Below are 25,624 nucleotides of genomic sequence, written 5' to 3'. Positions count from 1 at the left end.
TGTTCTTCTTGCGTCTTGCGAACGGTCGCAAGCTGGGATATCGGTTGCGATATTGCCTCGTGCTCGGCTGTAACCTGCACTGGCTTGCGGTCGAGATTTAGTATGCGTTCTTGTTGACAAATCCCTTGAACAGAGTCATGACGACAATCTTCAGATCAAACGAAAGCGACCAGTTCTCAATATAGAAGAGGTCACATTCAATGCGCTTGTGAAGATCGGTAGAGCCCCGCCAGCCGTTGACCTGTGCCCAGCCGGTGATGCCCGCCTTCACCATGTGTTTTTTCATGTAGGACGGAATCTCGTGCTTGAACTTGTGCACGAAGACCGGCCGCTCCGGCCGCGGTCCAACGATCGACATGTCGCCCAGTAGGACGTTGATGAACTGTGGCAGTTCATCGAGACTGGTCTTCCGAAGGAAACTGCCCACGCGGGTGGCGCGGTTTTCGCCGGCCTTTGCCCACACTGCGCCAGACGCGCCTTCTGCGTCGACCGGCATCGAGCGGAACTTCAGCATCCAGAACGTCTTGTTGTTCCAGCTCATCCGTTCCTGCCGATAGAAGATCGGGCCTGGGGAGCTCAGCTTCACCGCCACCGCAATCGTGAGCATGATCGGGGAGATCATGAGCAGGATGAGGCCGGCAAGGATGCGGTCTTCCAGAGCCTTGATCAGGCGGGCGCCGCCCTGAAGGGGGGTCTGCTGGAGATTGATGACGGGAAGGCCCGCGACCTGCTCGACGGAGTGGTTCAGCAGGTGCAGCCCGAACATGTCAGGCACGAACTTGATATCGGCAGTGGAATGCTGCAGCTGATTCAGGGCAATTGCGATGTTGTCTTCGTCGCGCATCGGCAGGGCAATCCACACCTGGTCGATATGATTGGCCTCCACGTACGCGCCGAGCCCTTCCAGATCGCCCAGTCTGCTTGCGTGCTGCACGCTGCCTCGATCAGATGGGGTCGCGAACCAGCCGCGCACATCGATGCCTGCCCAGGTCGCCGATCGCAAGGAGCTGACAATGTGCTCGGAGTCGGTAGTGGCACCGACGATGACAGCGCTGCGGAGGTCTGCGCCGCGAGCGCGGATCCAGCCCGCGATGCCGCGAACGCCAACTCGGAGGGCGAATGCGCCAGTCAGGCTCAAGGCAAACCAGGTAGCAAGCCAGATGCGCGAAAGCTCATCCGTGACTTGGATTGCGGTCGAGTAGGCGAGAAGGCCTCCGAAGATCACGGCAAGCTTCATCACGACCTTGCCGAGTTCCGCGAGCAGGCCGCGCCCGCGCCAGCTCTCGTACAATGACGAGGATCCAAGGACCAGAAGTGCGAAAAGAACTGTGATGGAGACCAGTCGGGCGTAGTTCATCGGCATGTGCAGATCGCCGAATCTCATTGCATAGGCTGCCAGTGCAGCCGCCACCAGGACGACAGGATCCCCGATCCTCAAGGCCAAGCTGAGCGCAGGAGTGAACCTGTTTCCCGAGACGTTCCAAAGCCCGGCCTGTTGCCGTGCGGGCATGTAAGACATGTCGATTTCTTCCTTGTTGAGGATCCGTGCATCCAGCAATCGCCTCGCTGCCCGGGGGGGCTGGCGGCGCCGATCCGGCGGTCAGTCCAACCAGTTAGCTGTTACAATCGATCACACGATGATAACAGAACCTTCACCCAAACGTGACCCGAGTCAGGATTTCCGGGGTAGGGTGCCGCTTCGGTGGCCTGGTAGGGCTGGGTTCAGTTACAGCCTTATGTCAGGTATGCTGCTTGGCTAACTTTCTTTCGTATGCGTAGCGTTGCCTGCTGGCGTACGCGCTCCACGTCGCCCGCCAGAGGATTGGCTTATGTTCAACAAGGTGCTGCTGGTCTGCATCGGAAACATCTGTAGAAGCCCAACCGCAGAAGTGCTCATGCGGCACCAGCTTCGGGACCGCACGGGGGTAGAGGTCTCATCTGCAGGGCTTCAGGCATTGGTCGGTCGGCCGATAGATGAAACCGCAGGAGAGCTGCTTCGGGAGAAGGGGCATGATCCCAGCGCCCATCGAGGGCGTCTGGCGACGCCATCAGTGCTTGCGGCGGCTGACCTGGTGCTGGTGATGGAGCAGTCCCATGTGGCGCGAATCGCCCGCGAGGTTCCTCAGGTAAGTGGCAAGACGTTCCTGTTGGGGCATTGGGATGGAAGGTCGGAGATCCCTGATCCCTACCGTCAGCAGCGAATTGCGTTCGAACACGTCTACGGTTTGATCGAGCAGGGCGTTGCCCGCTGGGCCAGCCACATCAAGTAATTGCCGCACTGGTGCGGTTTTTTCAAGAAATGGAAGCTATGACCAAGGAAACCAGTGCGCGGCCCGCCCGCGAAGACGACGAGATTGATCTGCGGGATCTGCTGGGCGTTCTCATTGACCGCAAGTGGTGGATCCTGGGAACAACCTTCCTGTTCGCGCTGGTTGGCGCCGCCTACGCGATCCTGACGCCGCCAGTGTATCGGGCTGAGGCCACGGTGCAGGTTGAGTCGAAGATGCCCACCATTCCGGGTCTTGCAGATCTGACCTCTCTGGGCGGAGGCGGTAGTACTGCATCCACCACCGAAGTTGCGCTGCTGACCTCGCGTACGATTGTCGGTACTGCAGTCGACAAGATGCAGCTCGAGACGGTCATCGAGCCCCGGCGTTTCCCATTGGTGGGGGGGCTGATTGCACGTCGTTTCTCGGGTGAGGCCGGGGGCGAAGTAGCGGCTCCGGTTCTGGGGCTTTCCAGCTATGGCTGGGGCGGTGATGAACTGAAGATTCACCGCCTGGATGTTCCGGTCCGGTTGCTCGACGAACCGATGACGCTTATCGCCGGCGACAAGACTGGGGAGTACTCGCTGCTTGATGACGAGGGCGAAGCCATTCTTGCCGGCAAGGTCGGTATGCCCGCCGAGGCGCGGGGAATCAAGATTGAAGTCGCGAGCCTGAATGCCAATCCGGGCATGCGCTTCACGCTGACCAAGCAGCGTCGCCTCGATGTCATCGCCGGGCTGCAGGAAAACATCCGTGCATCCGAACAGGGCAAGGACTCTGGAATCCTTCGCGTCAGCTATGAAGACACCGATGCGGATCGTGCGCAGGCGCTGGTGCAGAACATTGCCGAAGCGTACGTCCGGCAGAATGTTGATCGAGGCTCTGCTGAAGCGGCAACGCAGCTTGCCTTTGTGAAGGATCAGCTGCCAACCGTGCGCAAGCAGGTTGAGGATGCGCAGGCGGCAATGGCGGCTTACCAGTCCCGTTCGAATTCCGTCGACATTACGATGCAGACCAAGGGGCTGCTCGAGCAGGAGGTCGCCGTTGAGGCCAGCATCCAGCAGCTGCGCCTGAAGCAGGCGGAGATGGATCGCAGCTTCACGCGTGAGCATCCGGCCTACCGTGCGATGCTGAACCAGATCGGCGAGCTTGAGGCTCGCAAGAGTGGCTTCCGTCGTGAAGTGAGCGCACTGCCTGATACGCAGCAGGAGCTGCTGCGACATACCCGTGATCTGCAGGTCAGCAATGAACTGTACACCGCGCTGTTGAACCAGGCGCAGCAGTTGGATGTTGCGCGGGCCGGTACGGTTGGTAATGTCCGGATCGTTGATGACGCGATCGTCGATATCAGCAAGCCGGTGAAGCCTCGCAAGCCGCTGATTGTTCTTGTGGCGTTCCTGTTGGGCGCATTCCTGTCCACGGCCGCGGTTTTCCTGCTCCGCATGCTTAATCCTGGCGTGGAGGATCCGGCGCAGATCGAGGAACTGGGGCTGCCGGTGTATGCGGCCATTCCGCTGAGCAACTCGCGGAATCTACTGAAGGTTCAGAAGGGCAAGGGCGGCAAGAAGCGCGTGGTGGCAGATGGCCGGTCCCACCTTCTGGCCGCCGCCGAGCCTGCCGACCTGGCAGTGGAGGCATTGCGTAGCCTGCGCACAAGCCTGCACTTTGCAATGCTCGAGGCCAAGAACAACATTCTGGCCATTTCGGGCCCGCGGCCCGGTGTCGGCAAGACCTTCATTTCGGCGAACCTGGCGGCTGTCGTCGCTCAGGCGGGGCAGAAGGTTCTCGTCGTCGACGTTGATATGCGAAAGGGTACCCTGCACAAGGTGCTGGGCGTGTCGCATTCCGGGGGCTTGTCTGATGTTCTGGCCGGTAAAGTGACCCTGCAGGATGCGATTCATGCTTTCCCGGGCCTGGAGAACATGCATTACATCACCCGCGGTGATATTCCGCCGAACCCGTCCGAGCTGCTGATGCATCCGCGATTCCTGCAGCTGCTGGAGGGTCTGGCCAAGGAATACGACCTGGTGATCGTCGATACGCCGCCGATTCTTGCGGTCACTGACGCCGCCATTGTCGCCAACCACGCAGGCTCTACCTTGATGGTGACTCGATTCGGCGTGAACCAGCCGAAGGAGATCGAGCTTTCGATGAAGCGCTTCGAGCAGAATGGCGTGAAGGTGAAGGGCGCGATCTTCAATGCGGTGGAGAAGCGTGCCACGGGCTACTACAGCTACGGCTACTACGAGTACGCCTCAAGCGAGAAGTGATTGCTCGGATGGGGTGAGCTGAGGAGCTTTTCCCTCCGAGAGACAGAAAGGGTCGGTTGCACGTGCAGCCGGCCCTTTCTTTTGGTTGAGGGATACTGGAGCAGAACAGGCAAACGAGAAGGGCCGGCTGCGCTGGCAACCGGCCCTTTCTAGGTCACTGTCGAATGAGGTGGGTGCCCGCCGTCAGTCGTCAATTCTGTCGAGATTGTCGAAGAAGAAGTCCGGATCCCGCTCTGAAGTCAGCTGGTAAAGCGCATAGCTTCGGCTCAGGCGTGCGCCGCCGTCCCTGTACAGCGGATTCCATGCGAACGTTGCGCGCGCGCGCGTCGAGCGAGGCAGCAGGAAGTCGAAGGGAATCGAAATGAAGATGCCTTTGTCGAAGCTTCCTTCGCCAAAGTCCTTGGACGAAACGTCGGTCTTGGTGGCGTACGCGCCCATGTTGACGCCATTGTCAAAGGCGCGCGCGACCGAAATCGTGGCGCCCCAGTCCTTCGCCAGATAGCGGCCAGCGCTGATCATGCTGGTGATCTTGTGCTCATCGCCCCACTGATAGTAGAAGCTGGCGTGGCCGGTGGTAGTGCTGTAGTCGCGGAAGCTGAAGCGCTGATCGAAATCGCGCTGCTTCACCCAGTTCAGCTCGGCACCCACCGCCCAGCGCTCGTTGAGGGGGCGATAGAGGATCTCGCCACCGACGCCGCCGTACATGGCCTCGAACAGGCCGGCGTAGGCCGAACCATACAGGTCCTTGCCCAGCTGATGATTGCTGGTGAGCTGCAGGTTGGTCAGAGTCAGGTCTTCCGTTGTCAGGTACTTACGGATGTTGGTGCGGACCCGGGGCAGGTTGCTTGGCGCGTCGTAGCGGAAGCGGTCGTAGTTGTTGTACGCGTTGTAGCTGGCCGTTCCACTCAGCCAGGTATTCCGCGTGAAGTGGAAGTTGGCCGAGTAGGTGCCTGCGACCTGGAACAGGAAGAAGCCATCCGGTCCACCCAGCTGCTGCTGGTATCCAATATTGAACGCGCCGTCGTAGCGTCGAAGTGGTGCCGCATAAAGGCTCTCGCGGCGCTGCTGCGCAGGCGCTGCCTGCTCGATGTGGCCGGCCAATTCGCTCAGCGGGGTACGATTGTCCAGGTAGCTGTTGAAGGTGCTGCGCTCGATGCTGCTTTCCACGACGGGTACGCCCAGGCGGGTATTCTCGATCGTGAACCAGGTGGTATCGGATGGCAGTTCGGAATCCAGGATGCGCGCCGCACGGCCAACACCCTGCGCGGGGTAGTAGAACCGACGCTGTTCACCGCTGACGATGACTTCCGATCCACGTCGGCTGATGCCCGTGACACGGAGGCCGGCGTTCTCTTCCAAGGTCCGGCTCAAGGCGGGCCAGTCGATGTCATCCATTGACTGCGCCGAGGGTGCCGCGGATGCTCGGGCAACCGGAGGCGGATCCAGCAGTTTGGGCGTGGACTTCGCTCGTGCCACATTGCCGCGCAGGGTAATGCCGAACATGGCTGTGTCGCCGCGTTCCCAGCCAAGATGCAGTTGCACGTTGCGATTCACGGCATAGCTTGCGCCCAGGTTGATTGGGCTCTTCTGCGTTTGATTGTTGTTCTGTGGTTCGCGCTTGTAGTCGTTGCCGTCATACTCAAGCTTCAGCTGCAGGGGTTCCCAGGGTGTCTGGTAGGCGATGCCGCCGAAGATGCCGACGGGACCGCGGAACATGCCCTTGCTGTTGAAGTTGCCAGTGCCCTGCGCGCGCGGGCGCTCTTCAAAGCGATCGCTGATCACCCGAAGCGGATTCGAGAAGTCTCCTCGATTGCCGATGTAGCCAGTGGCAAGACCAAGGCTTGCATCGACCGGTCCGAACCGCTTGCTTGCAACCAGGTACTCGCTGGAGAACAGGCCGGTACCACCGATATCGCGGAAGCCTGCGGACACCTCGGGGGCCCATCGGCTTTCCTGCCACAGCCGGACCTTCAGGTCGATGGATTTGTCCTTGTAGTTTTGCTTGCCGCTCAGCCACTCCGGGCCATAGCGTCGATTCGCTACCGATACATAGCGGAATGCGCCTTCAACCCATGGCAGGGGCTGCATCACCACGTTGTAGCGACTGTAGGGCGAAGTATGGCTTGCGGTGAAGCTCACCTCGCCGTCGTCGGCCATGCGTGCGGTGGGGGTCTGCAGCAGGCCGACGCCGCCCCAATCGCTCGCGGTGGGGGCAGGGGCGGTTTGTGCGTGCAATATAGCGCTGACGCTCAGGCTGAGAAGGGCAACACTGGCGCGTGCCAGTGGGATGGAGCGATGGCGCATCAGTATGAAACTCCGGGTGCATCCAGCACCTGGGTGGCAAGGAAGCGCACGGCATCCTCGTTGACATCCGGGGCAATCGTGCGGATTCTGGCGGCGTCCAGCGGCACGTAGATCACCGCGCCAGGAGCAAGGTACACGGGCGTGCTGCGGTTCCACAGGGCCACGCCGAGTTGCTGCACTTTGCCGTCGGGCTGGATGACGTAGAGATCATCCAGGCTCGCTGCTGGCAGCAAGGCACACGCGTTGCGGTAGCTTCGCGCATCGAGCATGGCTTGATGCTGCAGCTTGCAAGGCTGTGCCACTGCGCCAACAACCTGCACGGTTTCGGGTCGGCCGGGATAGACGACGCGGTCGCCGGCCAGCGCGGGTCGATTTTCCGCTGCACTGGCTTCCAGGCGGCGCGGATCAAGGAGCTGCGGTTCGCGCCCGGTCACTGGCAGATCGCCGAGTTCGCGCGCAAGTTGTGCGGCCGCATCGGCGAGCTCCGGGGCATCCTCCTGAGAGGCGAGCGTTTCCAGATCGAATAGCAGGCCGGCCTTGAGACGGGTCTGGGACAGCAGCGAGCGTTGCCGAAGAAGGGCGGCGCCCAGCATATAGGCTTCTTCATCCGGCGCTGCAGCGAGTGCGGCTGCACTGAGGCGGGCCTCGGCGGGAAGCGTGTGCATGCCGGGATTGCGAACATGGCCGACCGCTTCGACGTTGATCGGCGATGAGGCGTGCGCATGGGGAGCCAGCCCCAGTGCCAGCGCAAGAATGATCGGTCGCAGTGTCATCGGTTCTGCAGGTCCTGCGAGTAGGGCTTGAGCTGGACAACTTCAAGGCTGGTGTCGGGTGCGATGGCCTGGATGCTCTTCCAGATGAACCCGTTGGCAGGGTCGACCCAGTAGTGGTTGTCGCGCTTCCAGCCGTTGCCCTTAAGCTGCTCCCGCACGTGCAACAGCTCGCGCTCGCTCTCCAGGATCTGGACCTTCTCTTTGCCCAAGGTGGCCAGGGTGCCGGTGACGTTCATTCCATACCTGTAATCAGGCATGACGTCATAGCGACGCTGCACGGTCGTGCCGTCTGCTATCCGGTGCAGTGCGTGGAAGGGGGAATCCCCTTCGAGCGTCATGTCCTGCAGTTCCGGGTTGCTGCCGTGGGTGCCGACGACGATGCCATCCCTGAGAAAGACGATGCTTCGCTCGGAGCTGTACCACGCCTGGCGCCCGGAATCGACGTTGCCAAGCACCAGGACCGCGCCACCCGCGGGCCCGGTGACCTTGATCTGCGGGAATCGATTGGCAGCAACCTCGGCAGCCGTTGGCTCCACATCGGGCTTGCCCTGCAGTGCGATCTGCACCGACTTGACGCTGGTCTTGCCCACGACACCGCAACTGGTTGCGGTGATGAGAATAAGCAAGGCCAGCGCCACGGGGCGCTGGCGGGTTGCATGTCCGGTGGCAGCCTGAGCGATCCTGCTCATGGTGCGGACCACCTTACTTGTCCAGGTCGCTACGCGCGCTGGCGGCGTTGCTGATGATGGAGGTGAATGGCAGCAGCTGGTTCACGAACCGGCTCCAACGGGTCACGCCAGCGGCACCGACGAACACCACATCGCCGGGCTGCAGGTCGAACTGGCTGGCCACAGCGAACGCAGTCGGAGATTTGGCTTCTAGGTGGAACACCTTCGAGGGGGTGCTCTGCAGGTCATTCGAACCGCGGATCACGTACACAGCATTGCCGTTGGAAGTGGTCTGCAGCAGGCCGCGCGCGCGGCCAAGTGCCTGGCTCAGGGAAATCTCGCCGGTCTTGAAGTTCATTGCGCCGGGCTGGTTGACTTCGCCGACCACGAAGACTTCTTTGTGATCGAGGTAGGGCACGTAGATGTGGTCCCCTGCCTTGAGGAATACGTTGGTGTCACCGCCGCCGCTGCGGCCCAGTCGGTCGAGGTCGATGGTGTACGTTGTTCCATCGCGGGTCAGGCGAATGCCGGACAGATCGGCCTGTGTCGGATCCAGGCCTGCCTGGCTGATGGCATCGCCCATGGTCAGCGGGGTTACCGTCAGTGGAACGGTGGCTGCCTGGCGCGAGGCGCCGGTGACCCAGACGCGCTGGCTGGCGTAGGTCAGCATCGACACGTCCACCTGCGGCGCTTCGATGTAGCGCGCCAGCTTGGTCGTGATCTCTTCGCGCAGTTCGCCGGGCGTTTTGCCCGTGGCGGTGATCTTGCCGATGTAAGGGTAGAAGAGCGTGCCGTCGGACTGCACCAGGCGACCCGCGGCGTTGAGCTGCTGCTGCGGACCTGCCGGCACCGTCAGTTCCGGATGATCCCAGACAGTGATGTAGAGGATGTCGCCGGCGCCAATGCGATACGGGCCCGGTTGATACTGGGTCAGGGCAGTGGGGATCGTCGCGACATCGCGGGTGGCGCGCTCCATGGCAATCAGCTTGGGCGTGATCGGAATCAGATCGATCTGGTCATTGCCGATGGGCTGATCATCGCGAGCGAAAGTGCTCGAGCGAAGATGCTGACCTGGAGCCCACATGCAGCCGGTCAGGGTGAGTGCCACCGTCATTGTGGCTACGAAACGCTTGCAGTCCATCGAAATCTGTTCCTGGCCCGAACGGGCATGAAAAAACCCTCGCCGAACATCGCCCGGCGAGGGCGGGGGTACCGCTTCGGCTGACCGATCAGTTGGTGCCGGTGGTGCCGGTGGTGCCGGTCGTACCCGTGGTGCCGGTCGGCGGGTTGGTGGTGCCGGTGCCGCCGTTGTTGCCCGCGTCGTCCTTGCTGCTGTCCGCAGCAACGCTGTACAGCACGCCAGCAGCGGCAACGCCCAGGCCCACGGTGGCAACGGTGGTCAGGGTGCCGGTGGCGGCAGCGCCAGCAGCTTCAGCGCCAGCAACTTCAGCGCTGGTTTCGGCGGCGACAGGAGCTTCCTGAGCGAACACCGGCGAGGACAGGCCCAGCAGGGCCAGGGCGGCAATCATCTTCTTCATCTACGGGGTCTCCTACTCCGTGAGGGAAATTTTTCCACCGCTATGTTGGCTGCTATTCATTTGCCCTGTCAAGGAACGTGAAGGAAATGTGGAGTCGCATTGGCGATTCTTAGAAGTTTTGGAAGATCTCAGCCCTGCCGGAGATGAGCTTTGCCAGTGCAATGACGAGTTGGTGCGTGTGGACGTCCGGCAAGGCGAGGGGCAGGACCATCCCCGCGAGTACGGCAGCGACAACAGCCTTCACACGGGCACGGCCGACGGGTGATGCGGCGTGCAGTGCCCATGTGCTGCAGCTCAGCCCAAGTGCCAGTCCGGCAATGACTTCTGAAAGGCTATGGGCATGCAGCGGGATTCGTGACCAGGCAATAGCGCTGGCCAACAGCACGCCGATTACCAGGCCGATCGCCCGTGCGCGCTTGCCGGGGCCGGCAAGCAGTACACCCACGACCGGATAGACGACACTGGACATTGCCGCGTGCCCGGAGAAACCGGTGAAGTGCACGCTCTTGATGCCAATCCCCCAGCCCATGAAGGCCAGCTTTGAGGCAAGCGTGACGCCGGCGGTGACGGCGATGGCCAGCAGCCATCGCCATTTCAGGCGTGCGTCTGCACGGGGCAGGGTGATCAGCAGCACCAGGGCCATCGGCAGCAGCCAGCGGCTGTCGCCAAGAGCGGAGAGGGTTCGCCAGACGTCGGACATCCAGTTCACAACGGGTCGCGGCGGGCCAGCATATCTACTCCGAGGGCCCTGCAGAACGCCCCGCGCTTGGTCCATTCAGCCAGACGAGGTATCCTTTCCCGCTGCCAATGGCCCCGTAGCTCAGCTGGATAGAGCGTCCCCCTCCTAAGGGGAAGGTCGCCCGTTCGAATCGGGCCGGGGTCACCATCTTCCGCAGGCGCATGGCAGCCGCACTCCGGGGCTCTACAACAACCCCAGCCCACCCAGCACCGCCTCCACCTCCTCGCGCTCACCGTCCCGCAGCCCCTGCAACGGCAACGGCAGGCAGTTCTCGCTGCACAGTCCCAGCAGGGCCGCCGCGCAGGCCATCACGCGAATCCCGCCGAACCGGTCGTACAGGGACCACAGCGGCGCCAGCCGCGCAGACAGGGCAATAGCACCCTCTTCATCGTCACTACCCACGGCCCGCATGATCTGCAGCGCAACCTCGGGGAACAGTCCGGCGGTCACCGAATACCAGCCATCGCACCCCGCCAGCAGTCCACGCACCGCCGAGGCGTCACCACTGACGCCCAGCGTCACATGCGCGGGAACGCATGCACGGAGTGCAGCAACGCGGGCGGCCGCCTCGGCCGGATCATCAGCGAGGCGCGGAATCTTGATCGAAGCGATGTTGGGCAGCGCGGCGATCCGGCCATGCAAGGCATCGGAGAAGCGGAAGTGCGTGGTGCCTGGATTGTCGTAGACGCAGATCGGTGTACGCACCGCCGTACAAATGGTCTCAAACAGTGCTTGCACCTCATGGTCCTTCAGGAGCTGGTAAGACACGGGGGCGAGCAGCAGGCCTGCAGCACCTGCATCCTCGGCGTCCAGGGCCAGTTCCAGCACATCGCGAGTACGCAATGCACCGATGCCGGCGATCACCAGAACACCCCCGGAGTGCGCGAGCGCTTCGCGCAACGCGCGCTTGCGCTCGTGCTTCTCCAGATAGGCATAGCTGCCAGTGGAGCCAAGCACGCCCATCGAATCAACACCGGAATCGGCCAGGCGCTCGACCAGTCCGGCAAACGCACGAAAGTCGATGCCGGCTTCAGAGAGCGGGGTCAATGGAAACGCGCTGAGGCCTTTGAACATGGGATCTCCCGAAGGGGGAATGGGCTGGACGCTTGGCATTTTTATTGTCCTATGACAAAAATCAAGTGCCGTCCTGCAGCGTGTCTGTCCAGTGCAAATGGCGCACCATGAGCGTCATGAAACCAAACCTTTGCGCCGTCCAGCCTTTCCACTACGCCACCATTGCCGATTGGCTTGATTCCGGCGAGGCCACCCAGCGCTGGGCGGGCCCCGGCGTGCCGTTTCCCTTGTCGCAGGAACGGTTCGCGCAGGTGCTCGAACTCGGGCCGAGGCCGGGCTGGGCGCTGCTGGACGAGCAGGGCCAGTGCCTGGGCTTTGGCCAGTACTGGATGACCGACGCCGGCACCGCGCACCTGGGTCGCATCATTGTTTCCCCCCTGGCACGCGGGCGCGGCTTTGGCCGGCTGCTCATGCACGCCTTGAGTGCACAGGCCATGCGCGAAGACGGTGTGCAGCGCCTCACGTTGCGCGTCTATCGTGACAACACCGCCGCCGTGACCCTGTATCGCGACCTCGGTTTCCAGCAGGTTGATGCGTTCTCGACGCCGGAACTTCTGTTCATGCAGCGCACGTCGGCCTGAACTCCGCTCATGCTGGCAAGGTGGCCTGCAGGGCAAACCATTGCTTGCGGGTGATGCGGCTGATGTGCTCTGTGCGGTAGTCGCCGAGGAAGCTGTTGAACTTGTTCACTTCGGTATGGTGATGCTGGAAGCCGCATTTGCTCTGCGCGCTGAGCGATTGCAGGTTGTCAGCGAAGTAGCCGCACCACAGTGCGTCCAGTTCCAGCTGCATGAAGGCGTGTCGCATCACTTCGCGCACCGCTTCGGGCACCAGTCCGCGACCCCAGTACGGGACGCCGATCCAGTAGGCGATCTCACCCTCTCGATCGCTGATCTCGAAGTTGCTGTCGGTGCCGATCAGGATGCCGACACAGCCGATCGCGTGGCCGTCCTCGCGGCTCTGCAGCGCGTAGACCTCTGGCCGGTTGAAGACGGTGCGGATGATTTCGGTACTTTCCTCAACGCTGGTGTGCACCGGCCAGCCAGCGATCGGCCCGACCCGCGGGTCGCGGGCGTACTCGTACAGATCGGCAGCGTCGGTATCGCGCCAGGGGCGAAGGATCAAGCGTTCGGTGTGCAGCTGCATGTCAATTCCACGGGAACAAAGAGAGTGCACAGGCTAGGTCGCCAGGCGCGATCGGCCCAGAGCGGGACCTTGATGGTTTCGGTACTTTTCACAACGGGTGGTCGAGCCCGGGTATGCTGGGGCCCGGAATACAGCCGGATCGGCCGATGGACCGCGTACCCCAGCTCCTGGACCAGGACGAATCCATGCGCCTGGAGGTCAGTACGCTGGCCGAAGGGCAAGGCGTCCCGTTGTCGTTCGGCCACGCTTATCTGGCGCTGCTGGTATGCGTATCGGGGCGCGCACGCTTTGCACTGAACTTCCGCGAGGTAGCGGTGCAGCGGCACGATGTGCTGGTGCTGGCAGAGGACACGCTGGCGCTGCTGCGGCAGCGCTCACGCGGCTTTCTGGCGGTGGTCTGCCTGATGCCCAAGGCGCTGGCATCGGAGGTGGCCTATGTGCTTCCCAATGCACTGTTCAAGTTCCTGCACGATCAGCCCCACTGCGTGCCGTCGCCGCTGGACGTGCCGCTGCTGCAGGGCTGGCTGCAGCAGTTGATGGATGCGCAGCACAATGGCGGCCGCTATCGTCACGTGATGCTGCGCAACCTGCTGCAGACGTTCTTCCTCAAATTCGCAACGCTGTTGCCGGCGCGCAGTGTGGCCGTGGCGCAGGTCAGCCGACGCGAGCGCTTGGCCTGGAATTTCTGGGAACTGGTCGGTGAGCGCAGCACGCGCCAGCGCGACGTGCAGTCCTATGCCGACGCGCTGTGCATCACCCCGTTCTATCTTTCGCAGCTGACCCGCGAGTGCTTCGACGAAACGCCAAAGGCGTTGATTGATCGCCAGGTGGTGCTGGAAATCAAGGCGCTGCTGACCTACAGCGAATTGCCGATCGGTCGCATCGCCGAGCGACTGTGCTTCGAGGATGCATCCTACCTGTGCCGCTACTTCCGGCGGCACACCGGGCAGTCGCTGACCGGCTATCGCCGGGCAGGGCAGGGCGGTACTAGTGCGACACGAACAAAGGCGCCGGTACTTCGGCCAGCAGATCCTCGGTGACCCCGCCGAGCACACGCTCGACCACCCGGCTGCGGCTGTAGGGGCCCAGCACCAGCAGGTCGGCGTCGGCATCGAGCACGTGCTGGCGGATGGTCGCGGCAACGCCGCCCTGGCTTGAACTGATCGCCTGAATCTCTACTTCGACGCCGTGCCGCGCCAGGTGCTGGGCCATCTCGGCGCCAGGTGTGGCCTCGGCCTTGGGCGTGTCGACCATCAGCAGGTGCACCGCTTTCGCACGTGCGAGCAGCGGCAACGCATCGGCTACCGCACGACGTGCCTGCTTGCTGGCATTCCAGGCCACCACGATGCGATGGCCGACCTGGTCGCCTTGCCAATGTGGTGGTACCAGCAGCATCGGCACGCCGGTCTGGCGCAGCGTTCCCAGCGGGTGCCAGCCAGAAGGGGCGCCGGCAGTACGCGGATAGCCAGCGATGATCAGGTCGCAGTACAGCGACTGCAGGGCCAGGTCGGCGCCGCCCAGATAGTCCGAGACGATGCGCAGTTCGGTGCTGATCTGCAGTGGCTCGGACACGGCACGCAGGTTCTGCATCAGCTGCGCGGTGCAGGCGGCATCCGCGCGCGCCTCGTGGTCGAGTGCGGCGGCGATGCCGGCACCGCGCGCAAAGCCGTTGGCGATGTCGGTGGGATGCTGGGCGGTGGAGACCGCGACCAGATGGGCCTGCTGTGCCTGCGCCAGATGGGCGGCGATGTTGAGAACGCGGTCCCCGATGTCGCTGGCGTCGAACAGCACAGCGATATCGCGTAGTGGATGCAGCATGGCGTTGTCTCCTTCGATGCCTGTGACGCGTTCCCTGTCGCGCACCGACCCGGGTGCACCGGACGCATACCCGTTTTAGCGCAATGGTGATTCGGATGAATCACCCATGATTCAGTTTATTAATTGATGATTCATGCTAGCGTGGGGGCGAACCCACACCTCAGCGCTTTCATGCGACCTGCTGCAGCACGCACCCGCCGCGACCTGCCCCACGCGCTGGCGGCCACCCTGGTCAGCCATCCACGCTGCACCCTCAGCGAACTCGCGCGCGGGGCCGGTATCAGCCGCGCGACTCTGTACCGGTTTGCGCCCACCCGGGAGGCGATCGACGAGGCACTGTTCGCGGCCGGCTTCGAGCGCGTGGAAGCGGCGGCGGTCTGGTTCGATGAGGGCGGTGATGCGCGCCACGTGCTGGAGCAGGTCACCGCCACACTGCTGGCGGATTGGGAACTGGTGACGTTGCTGTTCGCGCGGATGATGGAAGAGCAGCAGCGCCAGGGTGACCTGCATCTGCTGCCAGAGCGCTGGGCGCCGATCGGCGAGCGTTTCGAGGCGTTCTTCCTGCGCGGCCAGAAGGCCGGCGTGTTCAACGTCGAGTTCAGCGCGGTGTGGCTGGCCGATTTCTACTGGACCTGCTTCTACGGCATCACCTGGTCACTCGCACGCGGTCGGCTGGCCCCGGCCATGGCGGCCTCCACGCTGCTGGCGTCGTTTCAGCACGGTGCGATGAAATCCTGATCGCGATGCCCGCAGCGCATTCTGCGCGGATCCGGGCCTGCACTGCACCCTGCGCCGAATTCGCGTGACGTCTTGCCGGAAAGGGCGTTCGCGCTGCCGGAATCGTGCACGGTGTCGCACTTCCGGGTTGCTACAACTGTGCTCGTCGAATAACGCCGGGATCGGCAAACCTAAATGAGATGTTCATCACACTTTTGCTGCAGTGCGGTATCGTAGTCGCTGAACTTCATACCTGACCAACGGGTCCAGGGACGGTTGTAGTGGCCATGGAGCCGGCAGAACGTGCGACGCGCGTCGCCAGGCTGATGAGCTCGTCCCAGGCGACCCACTGAACAGCGGCTCCCACGCGGGCCGACCGGGGAAATCACCATGTGGCAGTCGACGACGTCGCGCATTCGCGCGGGCGGTGGATGCGTTCATCCCAAGAAAACCCAGCAGTGCCCGCAGCCATGCCGCTGGATGGTACTTGGCCTGATGCTGCTGCTCCTGATGGGCGCACCCTCGCTGGCGTGGGCGGCCGCGTATGCGACCGGCGGCAGCAGCCCGTATCGCAACACGGTGTTGTGGTTGACCTGGGGCGGCGGTGCCAACGGAGTGAACAACGTCGTACTCAACGATGGTGCGACGTCATCGATCGACCTGCCCATCGCATCGGGCATCAACCTGCGCGTCGACTGTCGGTTGAACACGGCCGAGACCAACGTGCTGCGCAGCTATCGTCCCGGTAATTTTGGCGGTGACAGCCTCGACGATCTGTACAACATCGGCGGTACCGGCAGCAGCAACCAGCTGATTGCCGGCATTGCGCGTGCCGGTGGTACATCCAGCTTCAGCATCACCTGCACCTCGACCGTGGGGGCGGCGCCTTATCGCCTGCGTGGCGTGGTGATGGCCGACGCCGAGTCGATCAACAACAGTGGCGAGTTTGTTGAGGCCAGTGCGCAGGGCACCTGGAACGTGGTCGAGGTCCGCAAGAACCTGGCCAATTCCACGCCGTACCTGGTCAACAAGTCCACCAGCGGTGCCAACCAGGTCATCCGCTTCGGTCCCGGCAACGACGACAACACCGCGGCGGTCACCTTCCTCAATTTCGACAACGCCGCGCACGCGCCGGGCGATCTGGCAGTGAACATGGGCTTCTCGATGCGCGGCAGCGGGACCACCGCCATCGCCATCGGCCTGTTGGTGCCGTACGCCGACTTCGGCGATGCGCCGGCCAGTTATGGCGACGCCATGCATGTGGTGGACGATCTGCAGTTCCGTTCCGACGGCATTCCGCAGGGCAGCAGCAACTTCAACATCAACACCGCTGCGTACACACCGGGTGGCCTGGCACCGCCGTTGACCGATTTCCTTGGCAGCCTTGGTCCGGATACCGAACAGCGCAGCAGCTACAGCCTGGATGCGCTGGGTGACGATAACTCGCCCGTTGCTGGCAGCCGCGAAGAAGATGCATGGCCGACCAGCTACCGCTTGACCGTGATGCAGGCCGGCACGCAGATCAACCAGGCGGTGGCTTGCGTGGGCAGTGGCAGCGTGGCCGGCTGGATCGACTTCAACCGCAATGGCAGCTTCGATGCCAATGAGCGCAGCACTATCGCGGCGTGCAGCGGCGGGCAGGCCAACCTCAGCTGGAGTGTCCCGAACACGGTGAGTGCTGGCACCAGCTATGTGCGCCTGCGCTATGCCACCAACGCGGCACAGATCCAGAACCCGACCGGCGTGGCCGACGACGGCGAGGTGGAAGATCACCGGATCACCATCACCGCGCCATCGCTGAAGGTGGTGAAGAGCAACAATGCCACCGGCGGCATCTGGAACTACGGCCAGGCCGGAACCCAGTACACGCTGACGGTGAGCAACACCAGCGACGTGCCGACCGGCAATCCGCCGAACGTGCCTGCGGGCGTGATCACCGTGCGCGACCAGCTGCCTGCCGGCATCGTCGCGAACTGGGCGGGCGTGCATGTGAGCGGCAACTGGAGTTGCACGGCCAGCGGCCAGGATGTCACCTGCACCAGCAACCAGGTTCTCGCGGCAGCCGGCAGCGCAGGATCCACGTCGGCGTTCACCCTGCCGGTGACGGTCACTGTGGCGGCGACCGGTGTACTGACCAACCACGCCAGTGTGGGCGGTGGCCACGATCCGTTCAACAACGGTACGCCGCCAACGCCGGGCAGCAGCTGCACCGACGCCGACCACTGCACGCGCAGTGACGTGACCGTGCCGGTGACGCGCGTCAGCTATGCCAAGCGTTCCAACACCGCTGGCCCGGTCGCGGTGGGTGCGACGGTGAGCTACACCGTCGACGTCACCGTGGCCGATGGCAATACCCGCGATGTGTTGACCCTGACCGACACGCTGGGCACGGGCCTGGATTTCGGCAGTGTCAGCAATGCCGGCTCGTTCACCTGCAATGCGGCCAATCCGTTGGTGTGCACGCTGCCGGCCGGTACGGTGCCGGGCACCTACAGCCTGAGCTACACCGCTACCGTCAACGCGCAGGCCAGCGGCCAGGTGGTCAACACCGTGGTCGGCACCGGCACCGATACGCCGACCTGCAGCAGCAACTGCACCACCACCACCCCGGTGGCGGCACCGAAGATCTCGGTCTCCAAGGCCAGCAGTACGACCGGTCCGGTGGCGGTGGGCGACAGCGTCGCCTACACCGTCACCGTGTTGGTGGCTGATGCCCGTACCACGGCGGTGACCACCCTGACCGATACGCTGGGCACCGGCCTGGACTTCGGCAGCCTGACCAACGCCGGCGGTTTCAGCTGCGTGCCGGGCAACCCGCTGGTGTGCACGCTGCCGGCCGGCAGCGTGCCGGGCAGCTACGCGTTTTCCTATACCGGCATCGTCAACGCGCAGGCCAGCGGCCAGGTGCGCAACGCGGTGGTGCCGAGCGGCACCGACAACCCGTCCTGCGTGGGCAGCTGCGATACCACCACGCCGATGGCCAGTCCGCAGGTGGTGTACGCCAAGCAGGCGTCCACCGGTGGCCCGGTGCGGGTCGGTGACCGCATCGACTACACCCTGAGCGTGACCGTGACCCGTGCACGCACGACGGGTGTGCTCACCCTCACCGATACCCTCGGCAACGGCCTCGACTTCGCGGGCGTGAGCAGTGCGGGAGCCTTCACCTGCAATGCCGCCAATCCATTGGTCTGCACACTGCCGGCGGGCACCGTGCCCGGTACCTACAGCCTCACCTACGGCGCGACCGTCAACGCGCAGGCCAGCGGCAGCGTGCGCAATGCCGTGCTCGGCAGCGGTACCGACACGCCGTCGTGCAGCGTGAACTGCGACACCACCACGCCGGTGGCAACGCCGGGCGTGAGCTACGCCAAGTCGGTGAACAGCACCGGCCCGGTCGCCGTGGGTGATCGCCTGACCTACACACTGACCACGGTGGTGACCAACTCGCGCACCACCGATGTGGTGACCCTGACCGATACCCTGGGCACGGGTCTGGACTTCGGTGCCGTGACCAGCACAGGCGCATACAGCTGCAATGCCGCCAATCCGCTGGTGTGCACGCTGCCGGTCGGTACCGTGCCGGGGAGCTACAGCCTGTCCTACACCGCCGTAGTGAATACGCAGGCCAGCGGCCAGGTCACCAACGCGGTGCTGGGCAGTGGTGGCGACAATCCGTCGTGCACGGCCAACTGCGATACCACCACGCCGGTGGCAGGCAGCGAGATCGATTACCGCAAGACCTCGGCCGCTGCAGGTGCGGTGAAAGTGGGTGACAGCATCGCCTACACGCTCACCGCCGTGGTCAGCCGTTCGCGTACCACGTCCGTATTCACCCTGACCGACACCATGGGCCCGGGTCTCGATTTCGGTGCGGTCACCGCCAGCCACGGCTTCAGCTGCAACGCCAGCAATCCGCTGGTGTGCACGCTGCCGGCCGGTACCACGCCGGGGACCTATACGGTGGATTACACCGCAAAGGTGAACGCGCAGGCCAAGGGTAGCGTCAGCAACGCGGTGCTGGGCAGTGGCACCGGCACCAATACCTGTACCAGCAACTGTGGCACCACCACGCCAGTGCTGTCGGCGGTGGTGACCTACCGCAAGCAATCGAGCACGGTGGCGCCGGTCGATATCGGTGATGCGGTGGACTACAGCGTCGAGGTGACCGTCGCGAATTCGCAGACGCTGGATCTGGTGACCCTGACCGATACCCTGGGCCGCGGCCTGGACCTGCAGTCGGTCACCCAGCCCGGTCCGTTCACCTGCAACAGCAGCAATCCATTGGTGTGCACGCTGCCGGGCGGGACCGCACCGGGCACCTATACGTTGGGCTATCGCGCGCGGGTCAATGCACAGGCCGCCGGCAGCGTGCGCAATGCGGTGCTCGGCAGTGGCGGTGATACGCCCACCTGCAGCGGCGACTGCAGTACCGAACATGCGTTGGCCGATCCGCGCGTGGTACTGGAGAAGCAGTCCGGTCCGGCCAGCGGCACCGACGTGCGCCCTGGCGACCGCCTGCGCTACACCCTGGTTGCCACCGTTGAGCGCGCTGCCCTGCGCCAGCCGCTGCAACTGGTCGATACACCTGATGCAGGGTTGAGCATCGAAAGCCTGCCGGCCGGATGTGCACAGCAGGGCGCGGACATCGTCTGCACGGTGCCGAGCGGTACACCGGTTGGTCGCCACGAGTATGTCTACCAGGCGATCGTCAACCAGGAAGCGCGGACCCAGGTGCTGAATCGTCTACGCGGGCAGTACCCGGATGGCTCGCCGCCCCCGGAGTGCACGACCTGCGAAACGCATCACAAGGTGATCTCTGATTTCTCGCTGCGCATCACCAAGACCGCCAGCCCGCGCCGGGTGAAGGTGGGCGACCTGGTGCGCTACCAGCTGGTGGTGGAGAACGTGGGGGGCAGCCACTGGCGCGATGGCGTGGTGGTGGACACGCCGCCGCCGGGCTTCAGCTACGTGGATGGCTCGATGCGCGTGGCCGACGATGACGGTGCGTTCGCGCTGGCCAGCAGCCAGTCGCCGCTGCGCATCGGCGCGGTGGACATCGCGGTCGGTCGCAGTGCCACCATCACCTACCTGCTGCGGGTGGGCGCCGGCGTGCGTGCCGGCACCCATGTGAACCAGGCCGTGGCGACGGCGGAAGACGGAAGCGCCGTGTCGAACGTGGCCACCGCCGAGGTGGCGATGGATGCCGACCCGCTGCTGGAAGACAGCCTGGTGTTCGGCACCGTGTTCGACGATCGCGACGGCGACGGTTGGCAGGACAGTGCCGAGCTGACCGGTGTGCGTGTACAGGGCGGATTTGCGGCCTCGGCCTATGTGGCCGGCTCGACCACGCTGGATCGGGGCGACGGCCCGCAGCCGCTGGCCGATGCTAGTGCGCCCCTGCTGCACGGCGTGCAGATCGGCGTGGTGCACGGACGCGCGTCGACTTCCGACACCGTCGAGGCCCATCAGGTGGTGCTGCGCCAACGCCTGCGCGAGCTGGCCTTCAGCGATGACTTCGTGCTGGAGAGCGCGCAGGGACATCGCTTGCGGATGGATGCGCAGGGGGGCACGAGCGTGCAGCTCAGTGGCGACGCCGGCAAGGGCCTGACCGCTGCCGCGCCGACCGTACGCCGTGAGGTCGCACGCGTGGCCGACGGCTACGAAGTGGCTTACGTGATCGGCAACGAAGGCATCCAGGAGCAGGGCATCCCCGGTGTGCGCCTGGCCACGGTGGAAGGCCTGCTGGTGGAGACCGATCCGTTCGGGCGCTACCACCTGGCCGATGTCCACGGCGGTGATGCACGCTTGGGGCGCAACTTCATCATCAAGCTGGACCCGGCCACGATACCGGCCGGCGCCGAGCTGACCACCGAGAATCCGCTGCTGCGACGGGTCACCCAGGGCGTGCCGACCCGCTTTAGCTTCGGCGCGCGCCTGCCACCGTCGCCACGGGCGGCGGCCGAACGCATGGAGCTTGCCCTCGGCGAGGTTCTGTTCGCTCCGGGTAGCAGCGAACTGCGTGCCAACTATCGCTCCGTACTGGCGAAGATGGCCGAGGTGGTGGACCGCTACCAGGGCGGGGACGTGGTGATCGCGGCCAATGGCGAAAGCCAGGCGCTGGCCTTCGCCCGTGCGGCGGTGGTGCGCGACGCACTGCAGGGCGAAGTGGCAGAGAGTGCGCGCGCAGGCCTGACCGTTCAGCTGCGTACCGATGTGCAGGATCCGCACTCGCTACTGGCCGGTGTCGATGCCGCTGGCGCGCTGCTGGGCAACGTACTGTTCGACACCGACAAGGCGGTCGTGCGCGAGGAGTTCAAGCCGCTGCTGGCGGCCATCGCCGCGCGCTTGGAGAAAATGGGTGGTGGCCAGGTCAGCCTGGTCGGGCACACCGATGTGCGCGGCAGCCATGCCTATAACCAGGCGCTGGGCCTGCGCCGGGCCAGTGCCGTGTTCGAGGCGCTGCGCAGCCAGCTCGGCCCCGCCGTGCAGCAGCGCCTGCGCGTCCGCAACGAGGAGAGCGCCGCCACCCGCGCGGCCGCCCGCCAACAGGAGGCCCGCCGATGAGCGCGCATCACTCTGCCGCCCGCCGTGCGGCCCGCCTGCCGCGCGCTGCCCTGTACCAGGCCCTGCTCCTCGGCCTGGCCGGTGCCGCCCAGGCCGCGCCGCCCGCCGCCGAACCGGCGCCGATCCGTTGTGACGGCAACCAGTGCAACGCCGAGGGCGAACTGTTGTTCAGCCTGCGCTCGCGCAGCTATGACGAACCCGTCACCGAGGGTACCTCGACGCGTTCCAGCTCGCAGGCGCTGCAGCCGGATCGCCGGGTCAGCGTGGCGATCGATGAGCCGGGCAAGGCCACCGTGCGCGGTGAGTTCATGATCCGCCTGCCGGAAGGGGGCGCGATCTGGGCCACCGAAGACCCGGCCATGGGCCAGCCCGAACTGTCGGTGTCGGCGCCGGGCATGGTCGCCTTCGACGAAGGCCGCATCGTGCGACCGGTCGAATTCTATGTGCGCGGCAACTACACCGCCTTCATCCAGCGCCTGGAAGTTAGCCTCTATCGCGGCAGCGACACAGATCGTGTTGCACCGCTGGCGCAGTTCGAACTGCCGGTGGCCGCCGTCGCGCAGGGCAGCTGGGATGGCACGCTGCCGGCCTCGACGCCGCTGCGTCGAGGCGACCGCCTGGTCTATGTGCTGCGTGCCTTCGATGCCGAGGGCAATGTGGATGAGACCACCGCGCAGTCGATGCAGCTGGTGACCCCGGCGGAGTTCGAGCGTGGCAACCAGCAGTTGCGTGACGCACTGGAGGATCGGCGGGGCACCGCTGTCGATGCCAGTCAGGCGGCATCGTTGTCGCTGCTGCAGCAGGTATTCGACAGCAACGGCCTGCGCCAGCAGAACATCCCGGTGTACGGCTCGCGGGTCCGCCTGCGTGGCCGTGACCTGCCGCTCGGTGCAGCGCTGAAGATCAACGGCGGCAGCTATCCGCTGGACCAGGACCGCAAGTTCGCTGCCGAGTACCTGATGCCGATCGGCCATCATGCCTTCGACGTGCGCGTTGAACGGCCGGATGCGCCGGCCATCGCGCGCACGCTGGAGGTGGATGTCAGTGGCCGGTACCTGTTCGGTGTCGGCCTGGCCGACATCACCGTGTACCAGAACAAGGCCAGCGGGGCAGGGCAGGATCTTGCCCGCGGCGAGCGCAACGATGACGTGCTCAGCGATGGCCGTCTGGCCTTCTACCTGAAGGCCAAGACGCGTGGCCGCTACCTGCTGACCGCGCAGGCCGACACCCAGAACCGTCCACTGGACGAGCTGTTCACCGGCTTCACCACCGCCGATCCGCGCGACCTGTTCCGCAGCCTCGACCCGGACCTGTATTACCCGACCTATGGCGATGATTCGCTGACCCAGCGCGATGTCGACAGCATGGGCCGCTTCTACCTACGCCTGGACTGGGACAAGAACCAGGCGTTGTGGGGCAACTACAACACCGGGCTGACCGGCACCGAGTACGCGCAGTATGTGCGCTCGCTGTACGGTGCGGCGCTGTCGTGGCGCTCGCGCGGCGCCAATGCCTGGGGTGACGCACGCAGCGAGTTGCGCCTGTTCGGGTCGCAGGCGGAGACGGCGCCGGGCCACAGCGAGTTCATCGGTACCGGCGGCAGTTTGTACTACCTGCGCCATGCCAGCATCCTCAGTGGTTCGGACCAGGTGGTGCTGGAAATCCGTGACCGCACCACCGGCCGTGTCGAGCAGCGGGTGCCGATGGTGCGTGGCGCCGATTACGAGATCGATGCCCTGCAGGGCCGCATCCTGCTGACCCGGCCGCTGGCCCAGGTCAGCCGCGAGAACCTGCGCCGGATCAGCCGCGACGTGCCGCTGGACGGCTACGAGCAGCGCCTGATCGTGGACTACGAATGGGTGCCGACCGGCTTCGACAGCGATGACATCACCGCCGGCGTACGCGGCAAGCACTGGTTCGGCGATCACGTAGCAGTGGGCGCCACCTATGTGGACGAACAGCGCGCCGGTCAGGACTACTCGCTGAAGGGTGCAGACCTGACTCTGCAGGCGGGCCGCGGTACCTACCTGAAGGTGGAGCACAGCCGCAGCGAGGCGACCAGTGCGCCGGTGTTCTTCTCCGACAACGGCGGACTCAGCTTCAGCCGGCTCAATCCAGAGGGGCCGCGCCAAGGTGAGGCGACGGCGGTCGAGGCCCGCATCAACCTGCGCGAGCTGGGTTGGACCCAGCGCGACTGGAGCGCCGGTGCCTGGTGGCGCCAGGTGGACGGAGGTTACTCGGTCGGGCGCTTCGACACTGGCCAACGCGTGCGCGAGCAGGGCGCCGAACTGCTCGGTTACGTGACCGACGATTTCAGCCTGTACGCGCGCTACAGCGAGGCACGACGTGGCGCGCAGTCGCTGATCCAGGCGCAGGCCACCGCCGAATGGCGGATCGGCGACAACGATCGACTGTCCGCCGAACTGCGCCGGGTGCAGGAGAACCGGGACAGTGGCGGCAACGTAGCCGGCCTGCTGGCGGCCGCACGCTACACCCATCGCATCGGCACCTCGCTGGATGTATATGGTGGGGGCCAGTTGACCGTGGACGACGACCACGGCCGTTATGCCGACAACGATGCGGTGGTGGCGGGTGGTACCTGGACGTTCGCCAATCTGTCCACGGTCGGCGCCGAAGTCAGTGATGGTGATCGCGGGACCGCCGCACAGGTCAATGCCGAGTACCGGCTGACCCCTCAGCACAGCTTCTACGGTGCGTTTACCCAGTCGACCGACCGCAGCGAGTACGACCCGTTGTTCAGCCCCAATGCGCAGGATGGATGGACCCTGGGCCAGCGCTGGCGGCTGTCCGACCAGGTCAACGTATTCAACGAAAGCCAGTTCCTGAAATCCGGGCAGGAGTCCGGGCTGGCGCACACCTTCGGCATGGATTTCTATCCGGCGGTGGGCTGGAACGCGGGCTTCACGCTGAGCAACGGCAAGCTGGATGCCAGCAGTGGCGAGGTTGATCGCAAGGCGGTGAGCCTGTCCGGCGGTCGCACCTCGCCGGGCACCGAGTGGCAGAGCAAACTGGAATGGCGTCGCGATACGGGTGCCGAGCGGCGCACGCAATGGGTGAGCACCAACCGCCTCAGCCATCGCCTCAATGACAGCTGGCGCATTGCGGCGCGCTTCAACTACGCCGACACCGATGATGCGATCAACCCGGTGGCCGGCGCGCGCTTCATCGAGGGCAACCTGGGCTTCGCCTACCGCCCGTGGGACAACGACCGCTGGGCGCTGTTCGGTCGCTACAGCTACCTGTACGACCTGTCGACGATGGGCCAGGTCAACGGCGTGGACTATGACCAGCGCACCCAGGTGCTGTCGCTGGAGGGCGTGTACCGCATCGATCAGCGCTGGGAAGTGGCGGCCAAGGCCGCCCGCCGCGAAGGCGAGGTGCGCTATGGGCGTGGCACCGGCCCGTGGTTCGATTCGGCTACCAGCTTCGCCTCCGGGCAGCTGCGCTATGACCTCTACTACCAGTGGCATGGGCTGCTGGAGTACCGGCTGCTGGATGTGCGTGACGGCGGCACGAAGCAGGGATGGTTGGCCGGTGTCGACCGCGATATCGGCCGTAATTTCCGCGTCGGCGTGGGCTATAACTTCACCGACTTCAGCGATGACCTGACGAAGTTCGACTACACCCACCGCGGCTGGTACCTGAACCTGGTGGGACGTTATTGATGAAAGCAGCCGAGCGACGGCCCGGCGCTACAGGAGCGGAATGCCGGGCCATGCCCGGCG

17 protein-coding genes and 1 tRNA gene are annotated in these 25,624 nt (G+C 64.5%); 8 read left to right on the top strand and 10 right to left on the bottom strand.

Features of this window, described 5'->3' with window-relative positions; all coding sequences use genetic code 11:
- Window positions 1–97: 97 nt before the first annotated feature.
- A complete protein-coding gene (locus tag V3B46_RS12730; protein ID WP_154263337.1) occupies window positions 98–1,519 on the bottom strand; it encodes an undecaprenyl-phosphate glucose phosphotransferase in 1,422 nt (473 codons plus the stop codon).
- A gap of 310 nt (window positions 1,520–1,829) precedes the next feature.
- Here V3B46_RS12730 and V3B46_RS12725 point away from each other — a divergent pair, with 310 nt between their 5' ends.
- Both V3B46_RS12725 and V3B46_RS12720 read left to right on the top strand, forming a co-directional pair.
- Window positions 1,830–2,270 carry a low molecular weight protein-tyrosine-phosphatase gene (locus V3B46_RS12725; protein WP_049421330.1) on the top strand — a complete coding sequence of 147 codons (441 nt, stop codon included), beginning with the start codon at window positions 1,830–1,832 and terminating at the stop codon, window positions 2,268–2,270.
- A gap of 38 nt (window positions 2,271–2,308) precedes the next feature.
- A complete protein-coding gene (locus V3B46_RS12720) occupies window positions 2,309–4,537 on the top strand; it encodes a polysaccharide biosynthesis tyrosine autokinase (RefSeq protein WP_329892047.1) in 2,229 nt (742 codons plus the stop codon).
- 183 nt (window positions 4,538–4,720) lie between these two features.
- On the opposite strand, the gene V3B46_RS12715 is transcribed toward V3B46_RS12720, so the two are convergent.
- The 6 genes from V3B46_RS12715 to V3B46_RS12690 all read right to left on the bottom strand — a co-directional run bounded on the left by V3B46_RS12715 (window position 4,721) and on the right by V3B46_RS12690 (window position 10,520).
- Window positions 4,721–6,841 (bottom strand): YjbH domain-containing protein, encoded by a 2,121-nt coding sequence (locus tag V3B46_RS12715; RefSeq protein WP_329892046.1) that lies wholly within the window; start codon window positions 6,839–6,841, stop codon window positions 4,721–4,723.
- A complete protein-coding gene (locus tag V3B46_RS12710) occupies window positions 6,841–7,614 on the bottom strand; it encodes a capsule biosynthesis GfcC family protein (RefSeq protein ID WP_329892045.1) in 774 nt (257 codons plus the stop codon). The genes V3B46_RS12715 and V3B46_RS12710 overlap by 1 nt, the downstream gene beginning before the upstream one ends.
- Complete coding sequence (locus tag V3B46_RS12705) at window positions 7,611–8,303, bottom strand: YjbF family lipoprotein (RefSeq protein WP_329892044.1); 693 nt, start codon at window positions 8,301–8,303, stop codon at window positions 7,611–7,613. The genes V3B46_RS12710 and V3B46_RS12705 overlap by 4 nt, the downstream gene beginning before the upstream one ends.
- A gap of 13 nt (window positions 8,304–8,316) precedes the next feature.
- Window positions 8,317–9,366 carry a polysaccharide biosynthesis/export family protein gene (locus tag V3B46_RS12700; RefSeq protein WP_480981965.1) on the bottom strand — a complete coding sequence of 350 codons (1,050 nt, stop codon included), beginning with the start codon at window positions 9,364–9,366 and terminating at the stop codon, window positions 8,317–8,319.
- A 145-nt stretch (window positions 9,367–9,511) separates the two neighbouring features.
- Complete coding sequence (locus V3B46_RS12695; RefSeq protein WP_049421333.1) at window positions 9,512–9,820, bottom strand: hypothetical protein; 309 nt, start codon at window positions 9,818–9,820, stop codon at window positions 9,512–9,514.
- A gap of 109 nt (window positions 9,821–9,929) precedes the next feature.
- On the bottom strand, window positions 9,930–10,520 hold the full coding sequence (locus V3B46_RS12690; RefSeq protein WP_329892043.1) for a phosphatase PAP2 family protein: 591 nt from the start codon (window positions 10,518–10,520) through the stop codon (window positions 9,930–9,932).
- Window positions 10,521–10,629: 109 nt separating this feature from the next.
- Between V3B46_RS12690 and V3B46_RS12685 the strand changes: the two genes are divergently transcribed.
- Window positions 10,630–10,706, top strand: a tRNA-Arg gene (locus V3B46_RS12685).
- A 36-nt stretch (window positions 10,707–10,742) separates the two neighbouring features.
- Here the strand turns inward: V3B46_RS12685 and V3B46_RS12680 are convergent.
- On the bottom strand, window positions 10,743–11,633 hold the full coding sequence (locus tag V3B46_RS12680; RefSeq protein WP_329892110.1) for a dihydrodipicolinate synthase family protein: 891 nt from the start codon (window positions 11,631–11,633) through the stop codon (window positions 10,743–10,745).
- Window positions 11,634–11,740: 107 nt separating this feature from the next.
- Between V3B46_RS12680 and V3B46_RS12675 the strand changes: the two genes are divergently transcribed.
- A complete protein-coding gene (locus tag V3B46_RS12675; protein ID WP_329892042.1) occupies window positions 11,741–12,214 on the top strand; it encodes a GNAT family N-acetyltransferase in 474 nt (157 codons plus the stop codon).
- Window positions 12,215–12,221: 7 nt separating this feature from the next.
- Here the strand turns inward: V3B46_RS12675 and V3B46_RS12670 are convergent, their stop codons facing one another.
- Window positions 12,222–12,779: a GNAT family N-acetyltransferase gene (locus tag V3B46_RS12670; protein ID WP_329892041.1), complete on the bottom strand. Its 558-nt coding sequence runs from the start codon at window positions 12,777–12,779 to the stop codon at window positions 12,222–12,224.
- Between the two features lie 146 nt (window positions 12,780–12,925).
- Here V3B46_RS12670 and V3B46_RS12665 point away from each other — a divergent pair, with 146 nt between their 5' ends.
- The gene (locus V3B46_RS12665) at window positions 12,926–13,819 is read left to right on the top strand and encodes a helix-turn-helix domain-containing protein (RefSeq protein WP_329892040.1); all 894 of its coding nucleotides are present in this window, start codon (window positions 12,926–12,928) and stop codon (window positions 13,817–13,819) included.
- Here the strand turns inward: V3B46_RS12665 and V3B46_RS12660 are convergent.
- Window positions 13,767–14,597 carry a universal stress protein gene (locus V3B46_RS12660; protein ID WP_329892039.1) on the bottom strand — a complete coding sequence of 277 codons (831 nt, stop codon included), beginning with the start codon at window positions 14,595–14,597 and terminating at the stop codon, window positions 13,767–13,769. The genes V3B46_RS12665 and V3B46_RS12660 overlap by 53 nt on opposite strands.
- 171 nt (window positions 14,598–14,768) lie before the next feature.
- On the opposite strand from V3B46_RS12660, the gene V3B46_RS12655 reads away from it, so the two are divergent.
- From V3B46_RS12655 to V3B46_RS12645, 3 genes are all read left to right on the top strand, one after another.
- Entirely contained in the window at window positions 14,769–15,335 is a 567-nt protein-coding gene (locus tag V3B46_RS12655; RefSeq protein WP_329892038.1) for a TetR/AcrR family transcriptional regulator, read from the top strand.
- A 474-nt stretch (window positions 15,336–15,809) separates the two neighbouring features.
- Complete coding sequence (locus V3B46_RS12650; RefSeq protein ID WP_329892037.1) at window positions 15,810–21,878, top strand: CshA/CshB family fibrillar adhesin-related protein; 6,069 nt, start codon at window positions 15,810–15,812, stop codon at window positions 21,876–21,878.
- Window positions 21,875–25,564 carry a TonB-dependent receptor gene (locus tag V3B46_RS12645; RefSeq protein ID WP_329892036.1) on the top strand — a complete coding sequence of 1,230 codons (3,690 nt, stop codon included), beginning with the start codon at window positions 21,875–21,877 and terminating at the stop codon, window positions 25,562–25,564. Before V3B46_RS12650 ends, V3B46_RS12645 begins: the two co-directional genes overlap by 4 nt.
- Window positions 25,565–25,624 lie beyond the last annotated feature (60 nt).

Origin of the sequence: Stenotrophomonas sp. SMYL11, assembly GCF_036320005.1 — a bacterium.
Taxonomy (GTDB): Bacteria; Pseudomonadota; Gammaproteobacteria; order Xanthomonadales; family Xanthomonadaceae; genus Stenotrophomonas; species Stenotrophomonas maltophilia_A.
This window is presented reverse-complemented; position numbering and strand designations above follow the sequence as displayed.

Bases quoted from the DNA above. Each gene is read 5' to 3' on its own strand.
- V3B46_RS12645 (WP_329892036.1), top strand. From the start codon at position 21,875: ATGAGCGCGCATCACTCTGCCGCCCGCCGTGCGGCCCGCCTGCCGCGC.
- V3B46_RS12715 (WP_329892046.1), bottom strand. From the start codon at position 6,841: ATGCGCCATCGCTCCATCCCACTGGCACGCGCCAGTGTTGCCCTTCTC.
- V3B46_RS12660 (WP_329892039.1), bottom strand. From the start codon at position 14,597: ATGCTGCATCCACTACGCGATATCGCTGTGCTGTTCGACGCCAGCGAC.
- V3B46_RS12705 (WP_329892044.1), bottom strand. From the start codon at position 8,303: ATGAGCAGGATCGCTCAGGCTGCCACCGGACATGCAACCCGCCAGCGC.
- V3B46_RS12700 (WP_480981965.1), bottom strand. From the start codon at position 9,366: ATGTGGGCTCCAGGTCAGCATCTTCGCTCGAGCACTTTCGCTCGCGAT.
- V3B46_RS12710 (WP_329892045.1), bottom strand. From the start codon at position 7,614: ATGACACTGCGACCGATCATTCTTGCGCTGGCACTGGGGCTGGCTCCC.
- V3B46_RS12725 (WP_049421330.1), top strand. From the start codon at position 1,830: ATGTTCAACAAGGTGCTGCTGGTCTGCATCGGAAACATCTGTAGAAGC.
- V3B46_RS12730 (WP_154263337.1), bottom strand. From the start codon at position 1,519: ATGTCTTACATGCCCGCACGGCAACAGGCCGGGCTTTGGAACGTCTCG.
- V3B46_RS12675 (WP_329892042.1), top strand. From the start codon at position 11,741: ATGAGCGTCATGAAACCAAACCTTTGCGCCGTCCAGCCTTTCCACTAC.
- V3B46_RS12690 (WP_329892043.1), bottom strand. From the start codon at position 10,520: ATGTCCGACGTCTGGCGAACCCTCTCCGCTCTTGGCGACAGCCGCTGG.
- V3B46_RS12680 (WP_329892110.1), bottom strand. From the start codon at position 11,633: ATGTTCAAAGGCCTCAGCGCGTTTCCATTGACCCCGCTCTCTGAAGCC.
- V3B46_RS12665 (WP_329892040.1), top strand. From the start codon at position 12,926: ATGGACCGCGTACCCCAGCTCCTGGACCAGGACGAATCCATGCGCCTG.
- V3B46_RS12720 (WP_329892047.1), top strand. From the start codon at position 2,309: ATGACCAAGGAAACCAGTGCGCGGCCCGCCCGCGAAGACGACGAGATT.
- V3B46_RS12695 (WP_049421333.1), bottom strand. From the start codon at position 9,820: ATGAAGAAGATGATTGCCGCCCTGGCCCTGCTGGGCCTGTCCTCGCCG.
- V3B46_RS12650 (WP_329892037.1), top strand. From the start codon at position 15,810: ATGCTGCTGCTCCTGATGGGCGCACCCTCGCTGGCGTGGGCGGCCGCG.
- V3B46_RS12655 (WP_329892038.1), top strand. From the start codon at position 14,769: ATGCGACCTGCTGCAGCACGCACCCGCCGCGACCTGCCCCACGCGCTG.
- V3B46_RS12670 (WP_329892041.1), bottom strand. From the start codon at position 12,779: ATGCAGCTGCACACCGAACGCTTGATCCTTCGCCCCTGGCGCGATACC.